Annotated in this window: 17 protein-coding genes; 6 read left to right on the top strand and 11 right to left on the bottom strand. The window is 44.3% G+C overall.

What is annotated here, in order from left to right; all coding sequences use genetic code 11:
• Nucleotides 1-33: 33 nt before the first annotated feature.
• From ACZ2XM_RS06660 to ACZ2XM_RS06645, 4 genes are all read right to left on the bottom strand, one after another.
• Nucleotides 34-1521 (bottom strand): CoA-acylating methylmalonate-semialdehyde dehydrogenase, encoded by a 1488-nt coding sequence (locus ACZ2XM_RS06660; RefSeq protein WP_490587619.1) that lies wholly within the window; start codon nucleotides 1519-1521, stop codon nucleotides 34-36.
• A gap of 618 nt (nucleotides 1522-2139) precedes the next feature.
• A complete protein-coding gene (locus ACZ2XM_RS06655) occupies nucleotides 2140-4167 on the bottom strand; it encodes a propionate--CoA ligase (protein ID WP_490587618.1) in 2028 nt (675 codons plus the stop codon).
• Nucleotides 4168-4718: 551 nt separating this feature from the next.
• A complete protein-coding gene (locus tag ACZ2XM_RS06650; protein WP_490587617.1) occupies nucleotides 4719-6389 on the bottom strand; it encodes a fatty acid--CoA ligase in 1671 nt (556 codons plus the stop codon).
• Nucleotides 6390-6756: 367 nt separating this feature from the next.
• A complete protein-coding gene (locus tag ACZ2XM_RS06645) occupies nucleotides 6757-7896 on the bottom strand; it encodes an MFS transporter (RefSeq protein ID WP_490587857.1) in 1140 nt (379 codons plus the stop codon).
• Nucleotides 7897-8466: 570 nt separating this feature from the next.
• On the opposite strand from ACZ2XM_RS06645, the gene cas1f reads away from it, so the two are divergent.
• The gene (gene cas1f, locus ACZ2XM_RS06640; protein ID WP_490587616.1) at nucleotides 8467-9456 is read left to right on the top strand and encodes a type I-F CRISPR-associated endonuclease Cas1f; all 990 of its coding nucleotides are present in this window, start codon (nucleotides 8467-8469) and stop codon (nucleotides 9454-9456) included.
• A 29-nt stretch (nucleotides 9457-9485) separates the two neighbouring features.
• Here the strand turns inward: cas1f and ACZ2XM_RS06635 are convergent, their stop codons facing one another.
• Together ACZ2XM_RS06635 and ACZ2XM_RS06630 are read right to left on the bottom strand one after the other, a co-directional pair.
• Nucleotides 9486-9902: a type II toxin-antitoxin system VapC family toxin gene (locus tag ACZ2XM_RS06635; RefSeq protein ID WP_490587615.1), complete on the bottom strand. Its 417-nt coding sequence runs from the start codon at nucleotides 9900-9902 to the stop codon at nucleotides 9486-9488.
• Nucleotide 9903: 1 nt separating this feature from the next.
• Nucleotides 9904-10170: a type II toxin-antitoxin system Phd/YefM family antitoxin gene (locus ACZ2XM_RS06630; RefSeq protein WP_490587614.1), complete on the bottom strand. Its 267-nt coding sequence runs from the start codon at nucleotides 10168-10170 to the stop codon at nucleotides 9904-9906.
• Nucleotides 10171-10271: 101 nt separating this feature from the next.
• On the opposite strand from ACZ2XM_RS06630, the gene ACZ2XM_RS06625 reads away from it, so the two are divergent.
• The 5 genes from ACZ2XM_RS06625 (at nucleotide 10272) to ACZ2XM_RS06605 (ending at nucleotide 17436) form a co-directional block, all read left to right on the top strand.
• Nucleotides 10272-13280, top strand: coding sequence for a CRISPR-associated endonuclease Cas3'' (locus ACZ2XM_RS06625; protein ID WP_490587613.1), 3009 nt, complete (start codon nucleotides 10272-10274; stop codon nucleotides 13278-13280).
• A gap of 25 nt (nucleotides 13281-13305) precedes the next feature.
• On the top strand, nucleotides 13306-14259 hold the full coding sequence (cas7fv, locus tag ACZ2XM_RS06620; RefSeq protein WP_490587612.1) for a type I-Fv CRISPR-associated protein Cas7fv: 954 nt from the start codon (nucleotides 13306-13308) through the stop codon (nucleotides 14257-14259).
• A gap of 8 nt (nucleotides 14260-14267) precedes the next feature.
• On the top strand, nucleotides 14268-15275 hold the full coding sequence (gene cas5fv, locus ACZ2XM_RS06615) for a type I-Fv CRISPR-associated protein Cas5fv (RefSeq protein WP_490587611.1): 1008 nt from the start codon (nucleotides 14268-14270) through the stop codon (nucleotides 15273-15275).
• Nucleotides 15276-15285: 10 nt separating this feature from the next.
• The gene (cas6f, locus tag ACZ2XM_RS06610; RefSeq protein ID WP_490587610.1) at nucleotides 15286-15885 is read left to right on the top strand and encodes a type I-F CRISPR-associated endoribonuclease Cas6/Csy4; all 600 of its coding nucleotides are present in this window, start codon (nucleotides 15286-15288) and stop codon (nucleotides 15883-15885) included.
• Nucleotides 15886-16224: 339 nt separating this feature from the next.
• Nucleotides 16225-17436: a tyrosine-type recombinase/integrase gene (locus ACZ2XM_RS06605; protein ID WP_490587609.1), complete on the top strand. Its 1212-nt coding sequence runs from the start codon at nucleotides 16225-16227 to the stop codon at nucleotides 17434-17436.
• A gap of 91 nt (nucleotides 17437-17527) precedes the next feature.
• Here the strand turns inward: ACZ2XM_RS06605 and ACZ2XM_RS06600 are convergent, their stop codons facing one another.
• From ACZ2XM_RS06600 to ACZ2XM_RS06580, 5 genes are all read right to left on the bottom strand, one after another.
• Nucleotides 17528-18022 carry a glycoside hydrolase family 108 protein gene (locus tag ACZ2XM_RS06600; RefSeq protein ID WP_490587608.1) on the bottom strand — a complete coding sequence of 165 codons (495 nt, stop codon included), beginning with the start codon at nucleotides 18020-18022 and terminating at the stop codon, nucleotides 17528-17530.
• Nucleotides 18023-18032: 10 nt separating this feature from the next.
• Complete coding sequence (locus ACZ2XM_RS06595; protein ID WP_490587607.1) at nucleotides 18033-18296, bottom strand: hypothetical protein; 264 nt, start codon at nucleotides 18294-18296, stop codon at nucleotides 18033-18035.
• The gene (locus tag ACZ2XM_RS06590; RefSeq protein WP_490587606.1) at nucleotides 18293-18811 is read right to left on the bottom strand and encodes a hypothetical protein; all 519 of its coding nucleotides are present in this window, start codon (nucleotides 18809-18811) and stop codon (nucleotides 18293-18295) included. Before ACZ2XM_RS06590 ends, ACZ2XM_RS06595 begins: the two co-directional genes overlap by 4 nt.
• Before the next feature lie 35 nt (nucleotides 18812-18846).
• Nucleotides 18847-20976: a sialidase family protein gene (locus ACZ2XM_RS06585; protein ID WP_490587605.1), complete on the bottom strand. Its 2130-nt coding sequence runs from the start codon at nucleotides 20974-20976 to the stop codon at nucleotides 18847-18849.
• Between the two features lie 372 nt (nucleotides 20977-21348).
• Nucleotides 21349-24006: a hypothetical protein gene (locus tag ACZ2XM_RS06580; protein WP_490587604.1), complete on the bottom strand. Its 2658-nt coding sequence runs from the start codon at nucleotides 24004-24006 to the stop codon at nucleotides 21349-21351.
• Nucleotides 24007-24011: the final 5 nt, after the last annotated feature.

Below are 24011 nucleotides of genomic sequence, written 5' to 3'. Positions count from 1 at the left end.
TAACCAGCCTCTCGGTGGCAAGTCCTATAATGATTACATAGAGATAGTCGTGTTAACCTTACCTTTGCTCGCTTCATCATCGAACCAACGTGCTGTAATCGTCTTGGTTTGCGTATAGAACTGGACGGCTTGTTTGCCATATGGTCCTAAATCGCCCAATTTACTCGCACGTGAGCCTGAGAAAGAGAACATAGGTAGCGGCACAGGGATAGGTAAATTAATACCGACCTGACCCACATCGATATCCTGTTGGAATTTATGCGCAGCGGCGCCGGATTGGGTAAAGATTGCCGTACCGTTACCGTTGGGATTGGCATTGATAATCTCGATAGCCTCATCCAACGATTCCGCGCGCATGATACATAATACAGGACCAAATATCTCTTGAGAATAAATTTGCATATCTGTAGTGACATGATCAAAGATAGTCGGGCCCACAAAGTTGCCTTTTTCATAGCCTTCAACCACGATACCACGGCCGTCTAGCAGCAGACTTGCACCTTCTTCCACACCGGTTGCAATCAAACGCTCAACACGAGCTTTTGCTGCAGGACTGATGACTGGGCCTAAGTCTTTATCATGCTTACCCGCTGAGATCACTAAGCTTTCAGCTTTGGCTTTAATATCTTCGATCCAGTTGCCGGCCTCGCCTACTAGTACCACTACGGACAACGCCATGCAACGCTGACCTGCCGCGCCAAAGGCTGCACCGGCTAATTGATTTAGGGTCTGTTCTTTATTGGCATCCGGTAGAATGACCGCATGGTTCTTCGCGCCCATCATACACTGCACACGTTTGCCTGCTTGACCGGCACGCTCATAGACGTGTTTGCCCACGTTGGTTGAACCGACGAAAGAGACGGCTTTAATATCAGGGTGGTCACAGATAGCGTCAACTGTGGCTTTACCACCGTGCACGACGTTTAATACACCTTCAGGAATACCGGCTTCGACGGCCAGCTCTACCAGACGCATAGTAACCATAGGGTCTTGCTCAGAAGGTTTTAAGATAAAGGTGTTGCCCGTAGCGATTGCCATAGGGAACATCCATAGCGGAATCATCGCTGGGAAGTTAAACGGGGTAATACCCGCACAGACTCCTAGCGGCTGCCAAACGCTATAAGTGTCTACACCATTGGCGACGTTTTCAACGAAATCACCGACTTGTAGGTTGCCTACGGCTGAGGCATGCTCAACCACTTCTAGACCACGGAAGACATCACCGCGAGCATCAGCTAGCGTCTTACCTTGCTCCGCCGTTAAGATTTCTGCCAACTCTTCCATATGCTCACGGATAAGCGCTTGATAACGTAAGAAAACGCGTGCGCGAGTAGTAATAGGTGTCTTGCGCCAAGTCTTAAACGCTTCTTTAGCAGCGGCTACCGCCTGATTGATTTCATCATCGGTGGTCTGCGGCACTTTGGCGATGACTTCTTGGGTCGCAGGGTCAGTTAAGTCCAACCACTCTTCAGTAGCAGAATCAACGAATTGGCCATTAATAAGTTGTTTAACGTGATGCATAAGATGTCCTTATCTTAGTCTAATAGAGTATAGAAATGATGGGTACGGATTTTATAGTGGCACTATAAGCAGTCGTTATACGCCCTACTTATAATTTAATACTAATAAAACGATATAATACGTATCATTATTTTCGATAACTGACTATAGCAAGGTTATAAATTGCGGGTCAAGTCAATTCTATGAATTTATACGTGCGCGTTTAGATAAGACAGTGATTAACGGGCTATTTAGCAGAAGAAGGTTTATTTAATAGGACGGTGTCATTATTATTGTCATTATCATAATTGAAGCGTAGCGTGTGGTTAGCGCAGCGTAACCACGGAATCTACCGCATCATGGCTGTGGGTGCTACCGAAGCTACGGTAGAGTATTAATATAGCCTGAGCGTAGGCTAGCGCTTGAGCCCAGCAATTATTAATTTTGAAATTCTCCCAATATTTATGTTCGTGGGCTTTATCCATGCTACGGGTTATTTAATATGAAGCATTGCAATAATCATCGCTTATAATTCCGTGGGTGTTACCCACGCTACGGGTTATTTTTCGATAAAAAAAGGTGGGTTACGCTGCGCTAACCCACCCTACCGTATATTATTTATTAACTGACATTACTTGTTTAATAATGCGCAATAGCCGCCTTCACCGCATCGATGGCCGTTGGATCATCCAAGGTCGACATATCACCCGGCTCTTTGCCTTCTGCCAAGGCTCGAATAGCACGGCGCAGAATCTTACCCGAACGGGTCTTGGGCAAGGCTTTCGGGAAATAGACGGCAGCCGGTCTAGCAATAGCCCCTAGAGACTTAGACACTGTCCCAATGATCTGCTGCTCAATACGGAAGCGATTTTCGGTCTCATCGACGATCGTAGGATCGCGTAGGATACAAAAAGCAATCGGCAACTCGCCCTTAAGCTCATCGTGTATCCCCACCACCCCACATTCGGCCACTTCAGGGTGCTCACTGATAGCGCCCTCAATCTCTTGCGTGCCTAAGCGATGCCCCGCCACATTAATCACATCATCGGTACGACCTAGGATTGAATAGTAGCCGTCCTCATCCACCACAGCATAATCTGAGGTAGAGTACTGCCTGCCGCCTGCAAGGTTAAAATAGCTCTTGATAAAACGCTCATCATTGCGCCAGACAGTGCTGAGACAGCCCGGTGGCAATGGGGCTTGAATAGCTAATAGACCTTTTTCACCCGCTTGACACGGTTCACCTGTTTCTTCATTAATCACCTGAGCTTTATAACCATACATGGGATAGCCTGGCGAGCCCTGCTTGTGCGCTTTATGGTTAAACTTCGGCGCATGACTTAGGATAGGCCAACCGGTCTCCGTCTGCCAGTAATGATCTAAGATAGGCACGCCTAAATGACCGGATAACCACTCTGCTGTCGGCTCATCCAAGGGCTCACCCGCTAAGAAGAATGATTTGACGCTGCTGGTATCGTAACGGGTCAACCAAGTCTCGTCTTGTTTTTTCAGCATACGCACCCCTGTCGGAGCGGTAAAGAGGATATTGACCTTATTCGCCTCAACAATACGCCACCAAATGCCTGGGTTCGGGCGATGCGGCAGACCTTCATACATAATACTGGTCAGACCGGCAAGTAGCGGCGCATATATAGTGTATGAGTGTCCAACAGCCCAGCCGATATCGGAGATGGCCCAAAAGGTCTCGCCGGGTTTGGCATCATAGATATAATCCATCGAGGTCGCTAAGGCAACGGCATGTCCACCCGTATCGCGCTGCACCCCTTTTGGCGTGCCGGTAGTACCGGAGGTATAAAGTAAATACGACGGCTCATTGGACTCGACCCATACTGGCGCAACGATAGCACCGGCTTCACAGCTGATTTTACGCTGGTCGGCATAATCGACATCGATAGCTTGAGGCTCAAATGGCATGATACCGCGATTGATCACTAACACATGCTCAGGTTTACACTTAGCTTGCTCAACGCCTTGATTAACCAGATTCTTATAGTTAATAACCTTACCGCCGCGTAGACCGGCATCCACGGTGATGACCATTTTGGCTTCGGCATCGTCCATACGTACCGCTAAGTTATGCGCAGCAAAACCACCGAATACTACCGAGTGAATCGCCCCAATACGCGTACACGCCAGCATAGCGTAAGCGGCCTCTAAAATCATCGGCATATAAATCACTACCCGATCGCCACGCCCTACCCCATGACGCTGTAACACGTCAGCGAAATAGTTCACTTCTTTATAGAGGTCGTTATAGGTCAGACGGCGCTTGGCATAATCGGTATAGAATTCGACGTGATTTCCCAAACGCTTAAAGGCATCGGCGACATTCGGATGGTTGTCGAGTAAATCTTGGTTAATCTCTGAAGAGATCCAAACAAAGGCATCTTGCTCTGCCCGATCTTCCAGATGACGATCCACACAGTTATAACAGGTATTGGTCTCGCCACCGACAAACCACTTTGCAAAAGGCAGGTTGCTATCATCCAAGATTTTATCAGGCGCTTTATGCCAATAGATACGCTCAGCTTGCCGGCCCCAAAAGCTAGCAGGGTCGCTCATAGAGTTTTGATAAAGGTCCACAAACGAGGTATTAGAGGTATCGACATTGAACGGTAAACTGGTGAAAGCGTTATCTTGACTCATGGAGGCTGTCCTTAGCTGAGGGATTATGAGAAGAAGGGGTACCATGGCAGTCCTTGCCACGTCCTATGATAACCAACTTTTATAAGGAGTAAATGGATAAATATACTCATCGTAGAGCCAAACTTATAAAAGGTGCGTTACCATCTATCTCTAGTGATGGTTTATCTACCAATTGTAATTTATATAAATGATACATATTGTCTCATTTAAATTATATCTCAAATTTAGCAGAGTCATTATTAAAGGTCAATGATTTCCCTTAATTAAAATGTGGGTTAATCCGGTGTTGCGCTTAACGGCTAGTTAGTTAGTTAGTTAATGAATTAATTGTTGATTAGCCTGCATTAGCTTTTAGTCATTAACGAGAGATTCCTGCTAGTTTGCTAAGTACCTCCTTAAACACAACCTACAATGAGGTAATTAGGGAATGTCCATAAATAGGGAGCGCCCATAAAAAAGCCACGAGCGAACTCATGGCTTTTGCATTAACTTTCTAATAGCACTGACTTTCTAATGCCACTATGCCCTGCTAATAAAGAGCTGGCCTAATATTAGATACCGGTCTGATTGGCATAGATTTCACGCATGACTTTCTTATCGTGTTTACCCACTGACGTCTTAGGCAAATCATCTACTAATAAGAATTGACTCGGTACGCCATATTTAGGAATCATGCCTTTTTCTACCGCCTGCTCAGCGACAGCCTTGATATCTTCTACCGTCGTATCTTTGCAATTTGGTTTTAAGACGATAGCCGCTAAAGGACGCTCGCCCCACTGCTCATCACGCACCCCAATGACAGCGACGTCTGCAACTGAAGGATGCAGCGATAAAATAGTCTCGATTTGTAAGGAGGATATCCACTCCCCACCTGACTTAATCACGTCTTTTAAGCGGTCAGTAATTTTAATCGTACCACTGGCCGTCATATAAGCGATATCTGCGGTGTGCATATAACCGCCTGCCCACAACTCACGACCTGCATCATCATTTTTAAAGTAGCTCTGTGTCAGCCAAGGGGCACGCAGCACCAATTCACCAGTTTGCTCACCATCATGCGCCAGCGACTGCTGCTCTTGATCCCAAATTTGGGCATCGACCATCATCACCGGATTGCCCGTCATACAGCGGCGCTCGATATCTTGCTCTAAACTCATCTCCGGCTCATTGATACTGAACGAGCTTAGGCTAATGAGCGGTGCCGTCTCAGACATCCCATAACCCGTATAAACTTCGATATCGCTCTCAAGCGCTGCTTTTGCCACCCCTTCCGTCAAGCGTGAACCACCAATAATCATCTTCAGACCATTGAAACCAACACCACGCTGTTGCGCCTCACCCAAAATCATCTGCAAGATAGTTGGCACACAATGAGTAATGCTGACCTTTTCTTTAATAATAAGATCCATCAACGTATCCGGCGCATAACGACCAGGATAAACTTGCTTGAGACCAATCATCGTCGCGGTGAATGGGAAGCCCCAAGCATGGACGTGGAACATTGGCGTCATCGGCATATAGACATCACCAAAGCTTACGCCTTGCTTTTGTGGCAATACGCCCAGTGAGGCTGCTTCTGTCAAAGTGTGTAATACCAACTGGCGATGGGTAAAGAACACCCCTTTTGGATCACCCGTAGTACCTGAAGTGTAAAAGGTGCTAGCAATGGTGTCTTCAGCAAAGTCGGGGAAGTCAAACTCAGGACTAGCCGCAGCTACTAGCGCTTCGTACTCACCGACCACTCGGTTTTCGTTGCGACCAAACACGCCCTCGTAAGACACGCCATTATCATCCAACCAGATAATATGCTCGATAGAAGACTCCTCGAAGGGGTAGTCTTTGACCAAAGGTGCAAACTCAGAGTTCACCAATAAGACTTTAGGCTTGGCATGGTTAATTGTGAAAAGTACTTTTTCTGGTGACAAGCGAATATTGACTGTCTGAATCACGTACTCGGACATCGGCACCGCAAAATACGACTCAAGATAGCGATGGCTATCCCAATCCATCACCGCGACCACATCGCCTTTATCCAAATTAAGGCCGTCTAAAACATTGGCAAACTGACCGATACGCTGAAAGAAGTCTGCATAAGTCATGCGTTTTTTATCGGCATAAACGATTTCTTGCTCGGTAGAGACGGTCTTGGCGCGGTTTAAAAGCTGTTTGATAATCAAAGGATAAGCGTAAGCGGAAGGCGCGCTGCTGTAATGATTAGACATAGAGAGGGTGACCTTATTGCCAGTTGGTTGAGCGTTATAATTATTAAAATAATGCATTACTTAAATAATTAGGCTCAGAAAATAGAACATTATGAAGAATAATGGGTTTGTTTATAGATTGAACTTTTACCCACCATTACAGTGAATAGATAAACATAGAATATAGTAGTATTTAACCACCTCATGATAGTAGGTAAAAAAGACAGCTTTGTAAAGGTGGACTCTATGGTCTTCTGTTTACCTATTATTTACCTATCATTGCGCTAGCCATAATTTTTTACTCGTTGTACGACCGATCATGACTCAGGTTTCGGTGAGCTTATCTCTAGCTCAACAATAACCTTGCTAAACCCGCGCGACTTGAGCGTTATGCAACGACTTTTCGCGGCGTTTTTACCATACCAATATTCGCAATCAGCAGTGCCAACACTTGCAAGCCGAGCAACACCCATACCGTCCAAAGCCAATCCCCCTGCGCATAGGCCAAACCGCATACCCACGCCCCGAGCGTCCCGCCCGCATAGTAAGCCATATAATACAATCCCGAGGCCAACGAGCGCCCTTCTGTAACATTGGAAGCGATATAGCTAATGGTCGCCGACTGGGTGATAAACACCCCTGAGGACATAATGGTCAGACCAACGATAATGAGCCATAAAGGGGCAGATAAGGTTAACAATACCCCGACCATAGAGATAATGACAGCAGCTATCACGGTGCGCGCTGAACCAAATCGGCGCACAATTTTGGTGGATAATGGGGTAATGACCACGCCAATTAAATAGACGGCAAAAATATTGGCCAACTGCCCCGTGCTTAATTGATAAGGCGCTGCTGATAAATGTAGGTTAATAAAGGTAAAGCAGCCGACCAAAGAGAACAGTACGCAAAACCCTAATAAACAGGCAGATAAGACATAACGGTTGGTTAGATGCCGACCTAAGGTTGCTAACGCCGTGCGAAATTTAGGACTGGGCACAAAGTGTTGCGAGGCTGGTAGCGATTTGGCGACCCATAACGCCCCTATTAAAGTGAGACCCGCCATCACGTAATAAGCACTACGCCAGCCTATCCACTCGTGCAGATGCCCCAAAATGAAGCGCCCCATAAAGCCACCGAGTACGGAGCCTGCCACATAATAGGACATCAGCTCGGCTAAAGCGTTGCCTTCATACTCTTCGCCAATATAAGCAATGGTCACAACCGTGATGCCCGGCACCGACAGCCCCTGCAAAAAGCGCCAAATTGCCATCCCTTCAATACTGGTACTGGTCGCAATTAGCGCCGTGGGTACCGCTAAAAATAAGATAGCACCAACGATAATCTTTTTGCGCCCTACCGCATCAGACAGCATCCCTAAAAATGGGGACATCAAGGCGACAGCAAAGACGGTAGCTCCCACTACCATACCCACTTGCACCTCGGTCGCCATTAAGTCCACCATCAATACAGGCAGAATGGATTGCACCGAATAAACCTGCAAAAACGCAAACATCCCTATCAGCATAAAAGTAATTTTAATAATGAGCGTTGGCGGCTGAAAAGGGGCCGGCTTGTCTGGATGTGATACGGATGCTGAGGCATCTGGAGTGTGCTGGGCTGAACTTACAGAAGAGGACATCAATGACCGAACCTGACTCTGGGAGTCAATAGGGATAAAGGAAGAAAGTAAGGGTAGCGAATAGCGTGTTATTACGAAGGATGATAGAGATAAATAGTGATTTTGCGCAGTTCATCGCTTAAAAATACGCTGCTAAATAGGGTTGGAATAATAGCATAGGAAGGACAGATAATGACTTAAGAGTTTGTAGGCAATTTACGCTGTGTATAACTTTTGGCCCACTTTGTGCAAAAAACTTTGCAGTGCTATAGGAGAGACAGCTGCTTAATCTTTGTTGGATACGATCAGTTAACTACTAGATAGCTGTAAGGTAATTGCCAGAATAAGCCAGTCGCGCGACATCTATTGTCGCTTAGGATTTAACTGACTATTGTCAATTAACATAACAGCCAGTATTATTTAAACGAGTCTTAAATAATAAAAATATTAATTATAACAACATCTAATGAGGCTGACATGTCTAAACCCAGCAATCCTTACACCGATAATAGTTTTGCCTCATCTGACCTTAAAACCATTTTGCACTCCAAACGTGCCAATATTTATTATCTGTCACATTGTCGCCTTATGCAGAAGGACGGTCGCGTCTTATATCTAACCGAAGACGACAAGGCCAACCTCTACTACAACATCCCGATAGCGAATACCACCTGCCTACTCCTAGGTACGGGGACTTCGATTACCCAAGCTGCCATGCGATTGCTCTCGCAAGCCGGTGTATTGGTCGGGTTTTGCGGTGGTGGCGGCACACCTTTGTTTATGGGTACAGAACGCGAAGTTTATGTGGAGTGGATGACGCCGCAATCTGAATATCGCCCTACGGAATATATGCAGGGCTGGATGCAATGGTGGTGGGATGATGATAAGCGCTTGGCCGCTGCCAAACTATTGCAACACGCCCGCCTCGCCTACCTGCAAGCTGTCTGGAGCAAAGATCCAGACCTCAGACAACACGGCTTTGACAGTCGGAACGAAGCTATACAGTCATTGCTGACTGACAATATTCGCCAAATCAATGAACAGCAAGAGACAATGCATCTATTGCAATTAGAAGCTCGTTTGACAAAAAAGCTCTATCGCTTAGCGGCAGAAAATACCGGCTATTCGGGCTTTAGTCGCGACCATGAAGGGATAGATAAAGCCAATGGCTTCCTTAATCATGGCAACTATCTGGCTTATGGGCTAGGAGCGACGACGGCTTGGGTACTCGGCATCCCGCATGGCTTCGCCGTCATGCATGGTAAGACACGGCGCGGAGCATTGGTATTTGATATTGCCGATATTGTCAAAGACGCTTTAGTACTGCCCTTGGCCTTTATTTGCGCTAGCGAAAACTTAAGCGAACAGGAATTTCGCCAAGAGTGCTTGAATATGTTCACTCGGCATAAAGCTTTGGATTATATGTTTGAGGCTGTGAAGGCATTAGCTTTGAAAAAGGATTGGTAGGTTTAGTCAGATAATTTAACCAAGCTCATTTAAGTGAATGGATTTAATAATTTGACACCGGTATGAATAAAATCGCTGGTATTACGAGTCACTAAGGTTAAGTCATGAATTAGGGCGGTAGCCGCAATAAGGGAATCGTTAGCTGGCTGTTTGTCAGGGACATGCAAGGCAGCGCAAGCTAACGCTACTCTTTGATCAATGTTAACCACGTTATCATCAAAGGAAGGCAGAACCTTATTATGTAACCAGTTTTTTAACAGGGAAGCTTGAACTGTATCTCTACGCTCCAGTCTTAAAATACCCTGCTCTATTTCCATTAAAGAGATGACACTAACATACATTAAGGATTGAGAGGCTTGCCTCGTCCATTCAGCGACACCGGCATTTGCTTTGCCTAAATTTACCTTACGAATTTCGGAAATCACATTAGTGTCAAGTAAATACATATTAAAACTCGACAGGTCGAAAGCATATTTCAACGCGTGGCGGATCAAAATCAATATCAGCAACTTCACGTGAGCCACTAAGGGCATCTGCTGCACTGATAAATGGTTTGGTGTCTTTTTTGACCGTGTGAATAGCTTGATATTGCTCAAAGCTCATTATTACTCGTTCAGGCATGCCATGTTGGGTGATTAGAACAGGCTCATTGTCTGCCTGCTGTAATACCTTATCAGGACTCTGCCTAAACTCTTGGTTAGTAACTTCCTGCATGACTTGCCTCCTGCACTGAGTGGCATTGACGTATTTTATTATAGCACCACTTTAAAACTGATGTTTGGCATGAGCAATAATCAAATTATGGAAATCAAATAATGATCGTCACCTTTGTCTCGCAATGCGAAAAGAACTCGCTTAAACGTACTCGGCGTATCTTGGACGCTTTCGCCAATCGTATCGGTAGCAATGTTTGGCAGACGGCCATTACGGAAGATGGCCTCGCTACTGTCAAGCAGTTGCTGCGCAAGTCTGCTACCAAATCGACCGCAGTGAGCTGTCATCGCATCAAGAATCGTAGGCAGTCTGAGCTAGTGTGGATTGTGGGTAACAAGCGTAAGTTTAATGAGATTGGGATTGTTCCAGTGAACTGGACTAATAATGAGGTATTTATGGACTTACCAGTAACAACAGCTAACATTTTAGCGAACACAAATGAGCAACCTCTTAGTCAGCATCTTTTTGCTGTGGGCTACCTTGGTTATAAGATTATTGAAAGGATGCAAATAAATAATCCGAAACTTGCTCAAGCAGCCTTAATAGCTGGCATTTTGCATGATATAGGTAAACTAGACCCACAGTTTCAAGAATGGTTGAAGGTCAAAATTGGTAAAGAACCGTTAGATATGTCAGAAGATATATTGCCCAATCTACCTGATGATGGTGTGCATATTGACAACAGTATCCGAGGTCATACAAAGTTTACTTTTGAAACACATCCTCGACATCACGAGATATCTTGGCTATTGGCTCAATCTATTTTGCCTACTGAGTCGTTGAACGCTATGCAACGCAATCAAGTCTTTCATGGCATCTACTGGCATCACACTCGCCCATATCGCAAAGATGATAAATTTTTTACTCAGGCAAAAGGGATTCACAAGCTGTTTGTAAAGTCGCTTAAATCTGACTCTCTAAATAAAGTGATGGATGAACTAGCAGCGGTATTAGCTGATGTTGATAAAATTAGTGCAGGCTATACCGATATTGATTTTAATACTTTAGTACCAAAATGGAATAAAAGCTTTCAACTAACTCAAGAAGATTTACCAAGCTATAAAAATTATGATGAATTTACTGTAGATATCAAGCCTAATGCTTTAAACAACCTTATCCGTACAGCGGTTATTAGTGCTGATAGAATCGTGTCAGCTATGACTGCTGAAGACCTCGCTGACTATATTAGAGAAGGTAGTTTAGAGCAAGCTATAGACAATATTCTAATCGAGGATAGTCATCTGTGTCATGAAATAAATAAGTGTCTATCAGGTTTCGAAGAGCGTTATCCAAATAGCGATCGTAACTACTCGCAAACTCAAGCTGCTAATAAATTAGCTGAACTAAAAGAAGTTGCTGAATTTGATGGGGCTGACAATATTGGTGTATTACAAGGACCTGCTGGTTGTGGTAAGACCAAAATTGCTCTTGAATGGGCAAGCAAGACAGAGGCTAAAAAAATTATTTGGGTGTGTCCACGTGTGCAAGTTTGTCTAGGCTTGCTAAATGATTTAACTCAATCTGAATATCTACCTAATAGCCGAATTGAAATTTTCACAGGTGAATATAAAAAGATTATAACCAATGGCATGAGCATGGACGGTGTGCCTGATACTGCTGAGAGTGATTATTTTAGCGGAGATATTGTGCTTACTACGATTGATCAAGTTATTAACAATATCATTTCACACCATAAAGTTACTACTCAAATGACTGACTTTATGCAAGCTCATGTGGTATTCGATGAATTCCATGAGTTAATTCCCATGCCAGCTTTTAACTTGCTGTTTTCTGAGCTAATAGAGGCAAAAAAATGCCGTGGTCACAACGCTAATACTCTATTAGTGTCAGCCACACCGCACGATTATTTTGTTAGAGAAGTATTAGGAATTGATGACTCTTATATTGTTCGGATTGATAGCTTCAATCAAGCAGCCTACCGATTAGACTTTGTCAGCTATGACGAAACTCAATCCCCGAATCCGTTAGTTAACGATGCCATTAAGACAGATAAAACAACTTTTATCATTACTAACACCGCTCAAGACGCCCAGATTGGCTTTTTGCTGCATCAAAACAGTGAAAATAGCGTGTTATTACATTCAAAATATACTCGTACTGATAAAGCAGACTGGTTCAATCAAGTGTTCGATAGTTTTAAAGAAAAAGGCAATCATCAATATCAAGTATTACGTAGCGGGCCTATCGTACAAGCATCGCTCAATATAACGTGCGAGCAAATGCACACTGACTTGACCAGTCCTGAAAATTGGTTACAACGATTAGGACGACTTGACCGCTTTGGGGAGAGTAATGAACCGAATATCTATACTACAGTGATGCCCGATAGCGCTAAAAAAGGTAAACAAAGCAGTCGCCAAGCTAAATTTTTGGCCAGTTTATGCGTATGGAACAGTACAGTAGCATGGCTTAATTACTTGCAGAGTTATTTATATGATGAAAGCATTGATACGGTCACGCTTAATGAGCTCTATAAGGTTTATCAAAAATTCTATGAAGATAGTAATTGTCGAGAAAAAGTTGCTGATGATATCGCTAAAACCTTAAAACAAAGCGTTAGTTTAATTGATGCCAAAGTGATTGACCCCATCAGCGTCCCTCCTAAGTCTAAACGTACTAAAGACAGTGTTGCCAAAATTTCAAAGAGTTCATTAAGAGGTAATAACCGTTTTGTACAAATGGCAGTCTGTAAAGTTGATAATGAGCTGAACACTACTTTCACCAATGATTATGCTTATGATGAAAGTACAGACCATAGCAAAGTTACGGTCGGATTAACTGAATCAGTAGAGCGTCTTCGAGGATATGGTGATAGTGCAAAAGACCTATTGGGCTTTATGCAAGCAAAGCACCACAATATTAAGAAAAGCGATGGTGTAAAAAAAGCTTTTAAAGACTTCATGCTGTTAACAGAAGCGCGCTCACCTGAGTATCCAATTTATTTAAGCTACACACCCGAAGATTTAGAATCTATTGGTGGGGAGCGAGAGCGCCATCAATACGCTATGTATTACGTTATAACGGATAAACAACCTGTTGGCACAATGCCAATTAACAAACTTACTACCCTCAATTCAGTCGATGACTGAAATTTTTAAACCTAGGAGAAATACTATGAGCAAAGTAACAGGAATTAAAAGCGTTGACTTTAAAATTAAAGCATTCGGACATGGTGTCGTCAACTGGAACGGACCAACTACTCTGAGCAATGAAGGAGTCGAAGTTAATAATCATACGATGCCTAAATTACGAGGGTTTAGTAACCTAACAGGTAAAATTAAAGAAGGTACTGGCTATAAGTATAAAAAAGAAGCTACTGATATTAACTTTAAAGAAACGCCGTTATATATCAGCCAAAACTGTATTCGTCATCATCTTTTCCGTGATCAAGCCTTTGATTTGCATTTCGCTGGCGAAAAAAGTTTAGATAAAGTACTTGCTTCAATTACAGGGTTAGTACGTGGTTACGTGGTTCCTGCAAGCCAATGCAAACGTACTAGTCCTTTGTTACTCGAAGACTTTGTTGACCAGCTAGGTAATGGTAATTTTGAGCAGTTTGGACAAGCAGGTGAGCGTGATAGCTCGTCATTTTTTTCAAAAACAACTTTTGGCGATACTGAGTACCTCTCTTACGGCTCAATCAGTATAGAGCAGCTACAATTTATTTCACTCGATAATAAGTTTGATCGCGCTGCTATGGTTATTAAGGATAATCAAGGCGAAGCTATTGCCGAGCAAGTGCAAGACTTCATTAAATCACTTGCACCAGAGAGAAATCCGAAAGCAACTTTTCATTCTAACTACGTGCGTAAAGGCACTATCTACAATGAAGGTGAAACTGGAATTTTACTTGACCAAGTTGCGATAGATATACTGATCAATACAACGTTAGATATGATTAAAGAGCTAGCAATACGTCAAGCCAAAGGTTACATGTATGTCGATAGCATCGAAGTGGATTATAACGATAGTAATAAGATGATGCGTATCAAGCGCAGTCCTGATGAAGCCAATAACACGCCTGGCTCAGATTATGCAGTTTATTTTGAAGCTAAAGATGAGGGATAGGAGATATTATGAGAATTATTATCGACTATGAAGCGTCATGGCGAAATTCATTCTTAGATGGAAGTAATAATGAGCCTCTTCCAAAAAAAGGACGTAACTATGTTGCATCAATGACGGAACTAAAAAAACCTGAAAACTATCTTCAAAGAACTGTTAGCAAAAACACGATATTAGGAATATTGAGCCGTTTAATAGGTGACCAACGCAAGTTGTACCAGGCACGCCAAAGCGAACATTTTTACTTTAAAGATATTGAGGATGTCATTCACTTTGAAGACAAGCCGAAAGTAGTAAATAATGAAATTGCCTATCTTCGTAATATGAAGGGTAGTACCGATCAAAATTCTTTTACAGGAATGATAAAGGTCAATGATCCTATATTTCAGTCTGATTATTCACAAGAGTTTTGGGGGGTATTAGCGCTAGATGTGGATGAGTTGTGTGATTTTATTTTAAATGACACGCCAGTTACTGCAGAAATTCCTCTTGACCCTATTTCAATTATGAATACCTTAGATAGCATCGGTAAGTTCAAGCCAGTAGTCCCTGAGGGAAATATAAAGCTAGCTTCTGAGCAACTGGCATCATTATTTGAAAAATATAAACCCTTAAATAATAAGGAACAGCAGCTGATTTTACCGCTGTACTGCTCTGCTTTATATCTACAATTGCAAAGACTAGAAAGACAATATGATATGAGTAGTGCAAAGACTAAAGCAGGTGGTATTAGTGGTATATCCAATAATGGATTTACCCCTAAAGACTTCATGAAAACCTATGTCACGGGTGGCAAGAAGCTTATTTATGGCAATCCATTTATCCGTGATGAGTTTGTAAAAGGTGAAGGTAAAATCAAGCATACTTTGACCAAAGCAAGTGGACAACTTGAAATTACCTTAGACATTGACGTTACACAAGCTAAAAAACTTAAGCAGATGATAGACGATGCTGGCGTATCCTCATTTTATTTAGGAAAAAAGGGTTTAGCTTATGTGTCGGACATCCGGCTACGCTAAGGAGTAATGAATGAATTATTATCAAGAAATCACTTTAATAGATGGTGATAAGAAGCTCTATGAAATATGGAGTGATGTTTTTAATCAAGTTCATATTGCTTTAGCGGATATCAAGAACAAGCACAGTATTGACTCGATTGGCATTAGCCTTCCTAGCTATCGATATGAAGAAAAAAGTGGCAGAACATTCGCTGGTTTAGGCGATAAACTACGGCTCTTTGCTCCAAGTCAGGCGGATTTAGAAATGCTTGATTTAGAGAGCTGGCTGTCGCGCCTCACCGATTTCGTTCATATTAAAAGTATCAGTGCGGTCGGTAATAAAGCTAAAAGCCATGTAGTGGTCAAACGCTACCGTCATAAAGATATTAAAAAAGTGGCATTAGATTTTGCTAAGTATAGGGATATAGACTACGAAGCAGCACTGATACATTGTAGAGAACATAAGCAATCTGCTAAACCCTACCCATATATCAATCTTAAAAGCGAGACGACAGGCGTACCGTATAGACTGTCTATCCTTCAAGAAGTGGTAGATAGCCCTGTTAAAGGGTCGTTTAATACCTATGGTCTCAATACCATGACTACCGACGTAACCGTACCTCATTGGTAATGCTCGCTCTAAAATTTATAAATGGTAATGACGAATTACCCAAAAATTGGGCGTAAAAACCCTTTTTTTGAGCTATTTAAAAACTTACTATTAAATCAATAAGTTATGACAAGGTGAAAAATGGAGGGTAAAATAAGGTTTTTGCTCTCCAAGCCTTGTTATAACTACTTTTTAGGGTCTATAATTCCTCTTCCACACCGCTGAAGGGATAGTAAATCCGCTGTTTTCCGCTTGCGTCCGCTAAGCGTTATGAATACTATAGCCTTACGCTATATTAACTCCGCTTGCGTTCGCTCATGTCCGCTTAAATCCGCATTTTTATACAGTACGGTTTACAGTATGCCAAAAATAACCCCTCCCCTCACCAACACCGAGGTCGCAAAAGCCAAATATAACGGCAGAAGTTATAAGCTGTATGACGGCAAAGGCTTGCAGTTATTAATAACTAAAAACAGTAAGCTGTGGCAGTTTGCATATCAGCGACCGGTCACAAAAAAAGCGAATACGATAGCTATTGGGAATTTTAACGAAGTCAGTTTGGCGCAAGCGAGAAACAAGAGAAAAGAGTATAGAGAGCTACTGGCTGACGGTATTGACCCTGCTGCTTACAGAGACGAGCAAGAGCGACAAGCGCTATCTGAGAGCCGAAATACTTTTAATGCTTTAGCTGACGAATGGTTTGCACGTCAATCTTACGATAGTCCTTACACGCCAAGTTTGCACTTGAGCTACGCCAAGGCTGAGATTGGTCACAAGTCGATAACTGATATTACTGCTTATGATGTGCTGCAACTGTGCCGTATTTATGAAAAGCAAGGCAAGCTAACTACTGCAAATAGCGTCAAAGTAAAAGTAGGTCAAGTGATGAAGTATGCCATCGCTGAGGGATTGCTTAAATCAAACGTGGTAAATGATTTAGCTGGAGCGCTATTATCACCGGTCACAACTTTAGAGCATCATGCTGCGATCATTGAGCCTGACGAATTCGGACAGCTTATAAGAGACATAGAGTCATTCGAGCGCTGCCACTATATAGTAAAGCAAGCACTGAAACTTTTGGCGCTTGTGTTTTGTCGCTCAGTCGAGCTTAGGACTATGAGAATAAAAGACATAGACTTTAAGCGCAACCAATGGCGCTACACTCCGTCAAAAACCAGAAAGAGCACGGCTGTGTCAGTTATTGTACCGCTGTCTCATCAAGCGCTAGTTATTATCAAAGATGCAATCGAGTTTACTGGCTCAGATGACCTAGTGTTTCCATCGATTCATGGCAACAGCAAGCCCGTGGATAGAAAGACGCTCAGCGGTGCGCTATTGAGCATGGGCTATAAAGATAAGCACGTGCCGCACGGCTTTAGAGCATCAGCAAAAACAATATTAGAAGATGAATTTGACTATGACCCTAGGTTTACTGAGATGCAGTTGGGGCACGTAGTGAAGGGTAGCAACGGCACGGCTTATGGCAGGGGTAAGTTTTTAAGACAGCGCACAGAAATGATGCAATTTTGGTCAGACTGGATTGATAGCTTAAAAGCGGCGAAATCGCCATAATTGCTTGTCAAGTCGCAGACACAAAAAAAGAGCCGCTAAATTAATAGCGGCTAAATGTAGCAAGATTTGCGTTCTTTTGCGTTCATGTTCGCTAATTATCTTGCGCAGCCCATCGTAAGTTACCAACTACACGTCTTGCCCAGCCACGCCCAAAGGTGGGCCATGTGCGCAGGTCAGTAAAAAACTGTAGGCGCTCAGCTAAAAATAAAAACACAACGTCATTTTTATCCTTGGCCGCTACTGCTGCCAGTGTTTTTGGCCCAATAATGCCGTCAGCCGTAACGCCTACCGCTTTTTGCAGAAACTTAACAGCTTGGCGGTTGCCGTGATTGTAGGCCGCATCGACCAGTTGCCATGCGATCATTTTATCGAGCTTATCACCCTGCACCGCTTGCCAATACAGCTTGTCAGCAATAGCTTGCGCTGTGGCTTTAGGCAATTGACGCATTGGACCAGTATAACCATACTCACGAGCGACACGCTTAGTCACGCCCCACATGGTTTCACCGCCCGGGTCTTTTGGGTTGTTAACGTAACCGCCCTCATGTGCCATCAATCTATCAAATAAGTCTGTAAATATACTCATATCAAATCCCCTAGTAAGCGTCACACCGTCTGACTTTGACCAAGTACATCACAAGCCAAACCATAATAAATAAAATCAATCTAGCAACGGTCGTCTGCCACACTGGTAAAAACCCTTCTATCCAATCGGCCCAGATTAAAAATAGCCACAGCACTAGAGCAAGCATAAAAAAAGCGCCCGTAGCACTTGGTTTAGTAAAGTAGTGTTGGCTGCGCATCGCATAGATGACTTGAGCGACCCCAAGCCACGGCAGCGCATCATTAACCCAATTCATGACGTACCCCCTGGCAGCTTACTAAGCACCCATTTAAGCGCATTTACTAAGCTGCTTTTTGTCGCATCTGACACATCATCGAGCAGTTGTTGGTCGTTAAGCAGCCTTGCCGTCAGATACAGCAAAACAGTACCGGCATAGCTGCCAAGTAATGAGACAACCATCATGACCAGCATGTTAGGCGTCTCAGTAGCAGCAGGCGTAATGATAAATGAGCCGACTAAACCAACGGTTGTCGCTGTCAGAATCTTACCAGTGACTGAGCCTTTACCACGTAATGTATCGGTAGATAATGACCAAAATGCGCCCAAGAATGACAGCAGCACACAGGCAACTAAAAACCACCAAAGCGGGATTTGTAGGCCCATGTATATCTGCGTCTTATTAAGCTGTGACCACAAGCTCTCTGATTGTGCTGCGGTAACAGCAGCCCCTACCAACGTCATAGCTGTGCCGATGCTAGAGAGCATTAGGCACTTAGCGACGTAAGCAGCGGCAAAGTATCGCTCGGGCATAAACCCTCCTTATTTTAGTCGTAAAAAAACCCTCGTTAGAGGGCTTTAAGTTGATTGACTTGCTCAGATAGCTCTTGCACTGCTGCAATTAGCACCGGTATTAGCTTACTGTGGTCGACTTGTTGCAGCTCCGGCAATCCGCTCTCTGACACAGCGTCCTTCTCGCCTGTCACAGCATACGGGCAAACTGTTTGCAGCTCATGAGCGATAACCATTGGCTGAGGGCTTGCATCAGCGTCACGACTAAACACCGCATCATAAATATTGATATTATTTACAACACTGAGCGCATCTTGATAGTCGCCCATTATCGTCTTAACACGATAATCCGATGTTGTGTTGTACGATGCTGCCGAGCCTGTTGTTGATATTGAGCCAACCGTACCGCTACCATTATTGAATAATATATGTCTGCGAAGTGCTGTGGAGTTTGTCCAAGACAGCATTGACGGTGCGCTTTCACCATCAACTGATGCATTGATTCTTGCGCCAAATTCAACCGCCACAGCAGGTGTAACTGTGCCTACAACAACCTTGTTGCTAAAGACCACTGGCACGTTTGTGTTAATCTCAAATAGCGACAGACCACGCATCTCAAGCCTATTATCTCTTAGTTGCAGATACTTAGTCGGGTCAGATTTTGCAGTGATTTTAAATGGAAATCCAAGGTCAGTCTCTTGTATCAAATCGACCAGTTTTAGTCTTGCGTTGTTAGTGGCCATCTTGTTGGTTAGCGCACTAACCTCACCGGTTGACGAGATAAAGTTGCCGACTAATATCTGAGCTGCGCCAACACCATTCACTTCAGCGCAAGTAAGAGCTGTTGCCCATTCGCCCCGTATCTTTGCGGGTGCAAGGTACGCTGTAAACCATTCAGGAAACGCTGCTATGACTTTATACTTGGTAAGACTGCCAACCATGCCACCCGCTGCATAAGCGGTTGTAGCGTCAATCCTAGCCTCTAATAGTGTGTTATCGGGATAGCCGACAACAGGTCGACCGCCACGGCTAGGAGTTAATATCACAATGTCATCATTAATGTCATCATAGACGATTTGTGGCGGATTGCCGCCAAGACCTAAACCGCTATCTTTCCATGTGCCCCAGTTAAGCGGGTTATTAGTCACCCAAATAATCATCTTGGGATTCCAGCCACTTGCTATTTTCGAGCGTGTGACAAATATCCATCTGTCAGTGTTACCAAGTCTGCAACCTGCCCACTCGCTAATCCCTGTGACCTCGCCGCTATTGACTGCGACCTCATCAACTTGCACCCAAGTATCGCCATTATTAACTGTCTTTAGCGCATCAAGACCGTCTGCTGACAAAAATCCGTAAGCCACAAAGCCTTGTGTATCATGTCCGCCAACCGATGCGGGAAACTCAATCATGCCGCCTGTTGACTGAAAAGTGTAAGGTTTGGCTGATGGAATCTCATTAGTCTGCCACGTTACACCCTCATCATCTGAGTACATGAAATAAGCGGGGAAGTAACCATCTTCTGTCGTGGTCGCTCTATTAATAAATGTACCAGCTCGGTTATTCGCCATTAGCTTTAGCGGGTCTGGTCGTAAATCGTGCTCGGTGCTTTGCAGTATTAAACGGTCTTTACTCCAAGTAACACCACCATCAAAGCTATCTTTTGCCCATATTTCGGCATTGTTCAAGATGGCATGATTTGCAGCTCTGCGATAGATAAACGTTAATTTGCCTGACGCAAACTCGACATAGCTGCCCCAACCGCAGTGATCTACACCCTCAGCACCGGCTAAAAACTTAATGCCTGACTGTTTAAATATGCCGTTTTTATCAAACTTACCTAACGCATCATTAATGGACTGCTTTATATCCTCAACATTAAAATCAGTGCGTTCCATTTTGGGCTTGTAAAACACCTCAACACCATGACTGTCTAGGACTTTGACGCTGTAATAACGCTCGCTTGCGTAAATCTCCACCATATCGCCCACAGCGTTTAAAAAACCGCCCTTAGTGCGCACTGGCTGAGCTGCTGCAATCGTTAAAGCTTCGTCATAAAAAATATCAATAGGGTAAAACTCAGGGTCTTTATCGACTTGACCAAAATAGACCATGCCGTAATCTAATGGGCGACCTGTTGAGTCCCCAATATACAAATGCGGCTGAACAGCTAACGAGGTGCGCATATTTCTTACTCCAAAAAAAGCCCGCACGATGGCGGGTAAAATGCAGGCAATAAAAAACCCTCCGACTTGGGAGGGTTTAGGGTTTGCTAAGTTATTGAGCTATCACTACCATGAGTAAAATAGCCGCTAAAAACGGCAACTGTAGATACAAGGCTGTAGATACATTCTTGTTCCGCCAGTATTTAACGTAAAAGTAAATAGCGGGGAATAGTGGTATAAACAGATTGACCAAAAATAAGGCTTTACTGGCTCGCCACATTAAAACAAATGCCCATATTCCGCCAATTAAGGCAGGTATGCAGAGCATCATAAAAACCACTTCCCAAGCGTTCATGACATTGCCTATCGTTATTATTGGATAATATCAATATATCAGAACGTTGGAGCTAAAGCATCATCTTCGTAGCTGTTAGCGCCTTGCGTCAACAGCGTAAGCACGTCAGCGTTGTTTATAGCGGCTTTAGCAGCTTTAGGCGGCAATGACTTAGCATAAGCTTTCCAAGCGTCTGAGACGGTCAATTTACGCTGTAAAACCTTGAGTTTTGTCTCATTCGGCTTTGGTTTTTCAAACTCGTCAATGATGGCTTTCATCTCGGCCGAGTCGATAACATCACCGACAAGCTTTGCATGAGCCTCACGGTAAACCTCTGCACGCCTCGGATTGATAGACGTATCATAGTCAATCTTGTTTTGTCTATTGGTCAGCTCAGCTTTAAACTTGCGACTGATTGCCTTGCCAACAAGACCGGCGCCAACACCAATAATGGCGCTGCCGCCAGATGCTATTGCGCCGCCCACCCCTGCTGCTGCGCCTGCTGCATTCTCAGCACTGTTCCAAGCATCGATGTTCTGAGCTGTAGTCGCTGTGCCTGATGGGTTTGGATCATGATGCTGTAGCACATTTCGAGCCGCTATATAGTTATCCATCTTAGTGACAACATCTTCACTAAAGATAGCTCCGGCTTTGTGCTTGCCCTCATCATTCGTCTTGCGATACTTCATCCACTCTTGATTGACGGTTTTTAAGCCGTTCTTAGCTAGCACACTCTCAGCAATGGTCGCTTGTATCTCAGCTTTAGCACGAGCCGCTTGTGGTTTAATGGCATCAGGCACCTCATCAAGCAAGCCGTAAATATGGTTAAACTGCTTACCGTCTTTGTCTGCTAAGAGCTGGAGGTTTTTACCAACCTGCTCAGCCGATACTTTAGAGTTGATGCCGTCAATATCTAAAATCTTAGCAATGCCGTTAGGGTTATCGAAAGTCTCTTTATACTTACGATAGCGAGCACGAGCATCAACATAACCCGTATCATCAAGCGTGGCAAACACGCCATTATCAATCTTTTCATTAACACGGCCAATAATACCTGCGCTTTCGTGTGACCACTGACTATTGATGTATTGACGTAAACCCTCAGCCTGTCTTGCTGTCATCGGCTTAACTGTAGCCGTCTTGTTGTCATACAACTCCATCTCTTTTAGATAGGATATAATGCCACGTCTTAAACTTTGGTTCTGGTCTTTACCCTGCCAACTGCTGCTTCTGTTGAGTTCGGTTTCAAACTCGGTAAGCTTGATGCCGCCTTTTCCGCCTGATACTTGGTCAGCCTTTTTATAATCAGCCGCCACTTGCTCTTTGTACCAGTCTTTATAGCCTTGCAGAGCGTCAACAATGACTTGACCGCGGCTCTCAGGGCTTGCGCCTGCTCTTGCGCCAATATCATCCTCAATGATGCGATTGGCGTATTCGTTCATTTTCTCAAATTCAACATCCATCTGCTCACGCATCTTAAGACCCTCGGGCGTATCAAGCTTAGACATTGCCTTTTCGGTTTCAAGCTGCGTTATATCTCCAGTGATTGAGCCTTTTCTTACACCGTCATCAGTCAGTCCAATATCCTGCAGCACTTGAGCACGTAGCCCCTGAATCTCTGGCTGAACCCCTCCGACACGAGGTCTTGATTCATCCAAGCGTAGCAATGGGTCAACGTTTGACATTCGTGGGCCAGACCCTTGTGTTGCTGTAGGAGTTGGCGGTACTACTGGCTGAGGTGGCGTAACTGGTAGCGGTTGATTTTGTAGAGCGTCAAGCTGTGCCGCTACGTTATCTACTGCACCCACTGTGCGGTTAGTTAATGCTGCACCCGTGGTTGGTACGGCTTGCGGCTGCGGCGCAACTGGTGGTGACTGAGGGTTAACCGGTGGTGGATTATTGGCTTGTCTTGCAGTCCTGACGGCCTCGGCTCGTGCTCTGATTTGCTCACGGGTTAGGGGTCTGCCAGTTGGCGGTCTTGGTGGCGTAGTTGGTGTAGGAGTTGGGGCGTCTGGCGCTCTACGCCCCTTGCCTTTAGCGCCTGCGGGCAGCACCATTGATAGTAAGTTTAAGCCAGTCTGTACACCTGCACCAACAGCGGGGCTGCCGGTAGAGTCGTAAGCCGCATCGCCTGCTGTGACAAAAGCATCATCGACAATGCCTAGCACGTCCATAAGCTTGCCACCTGTCTCAGTGCGAGGTGTTGCACCTGCTTTTAATACTCGACTTGCTCCAGTGCCTCGGTAGTTGCCAACGCCTTTATCATAACCCTCAAGCACTGGTTTGCCCGTGACCGCTGCACGACCCATGCCGCCTAAGCCTGCCATACCCTCCATTGCCATATCACCCATGCCGCTTGGCACTGCTAGGGCCGCATCAGCAAGGCCGCCGATATTGGAGAATCCGCCATCGCTGTAGTTATTGCTTAATATCTGCTTACCAGCGTCTTTGATTTTATCGACCGAGCGACCGACTAGGCCCTTTTGTTTTGGTTGCTCTTTTGGCTTTGCATTAATATCCAAGCCGAACGAGCGTGCTGCCTGTGCTTTCGGGTCAGAAACTTGGGCAGCGCCATGACGATTGACAAGCGTATTCATGTTTTTTCCGATAATATCCTTACGCTTTAAAAGGTCACTGAATATCTTGTCGTCACTTTCACCTGCCGACCTTTTTGCCTCGATAATTTTTATTACGTGGGCTTTATCTACTTTCGCCATGGTTA

It is taken from the genome of Psychrobacter sp. CoH-33_TS_01 (assembly GCF_058189395.1).
Note: the sequence above shows the minus strand (reverse complement) of the source record. Positions and strands in the feature narration are given on the sequence as shown.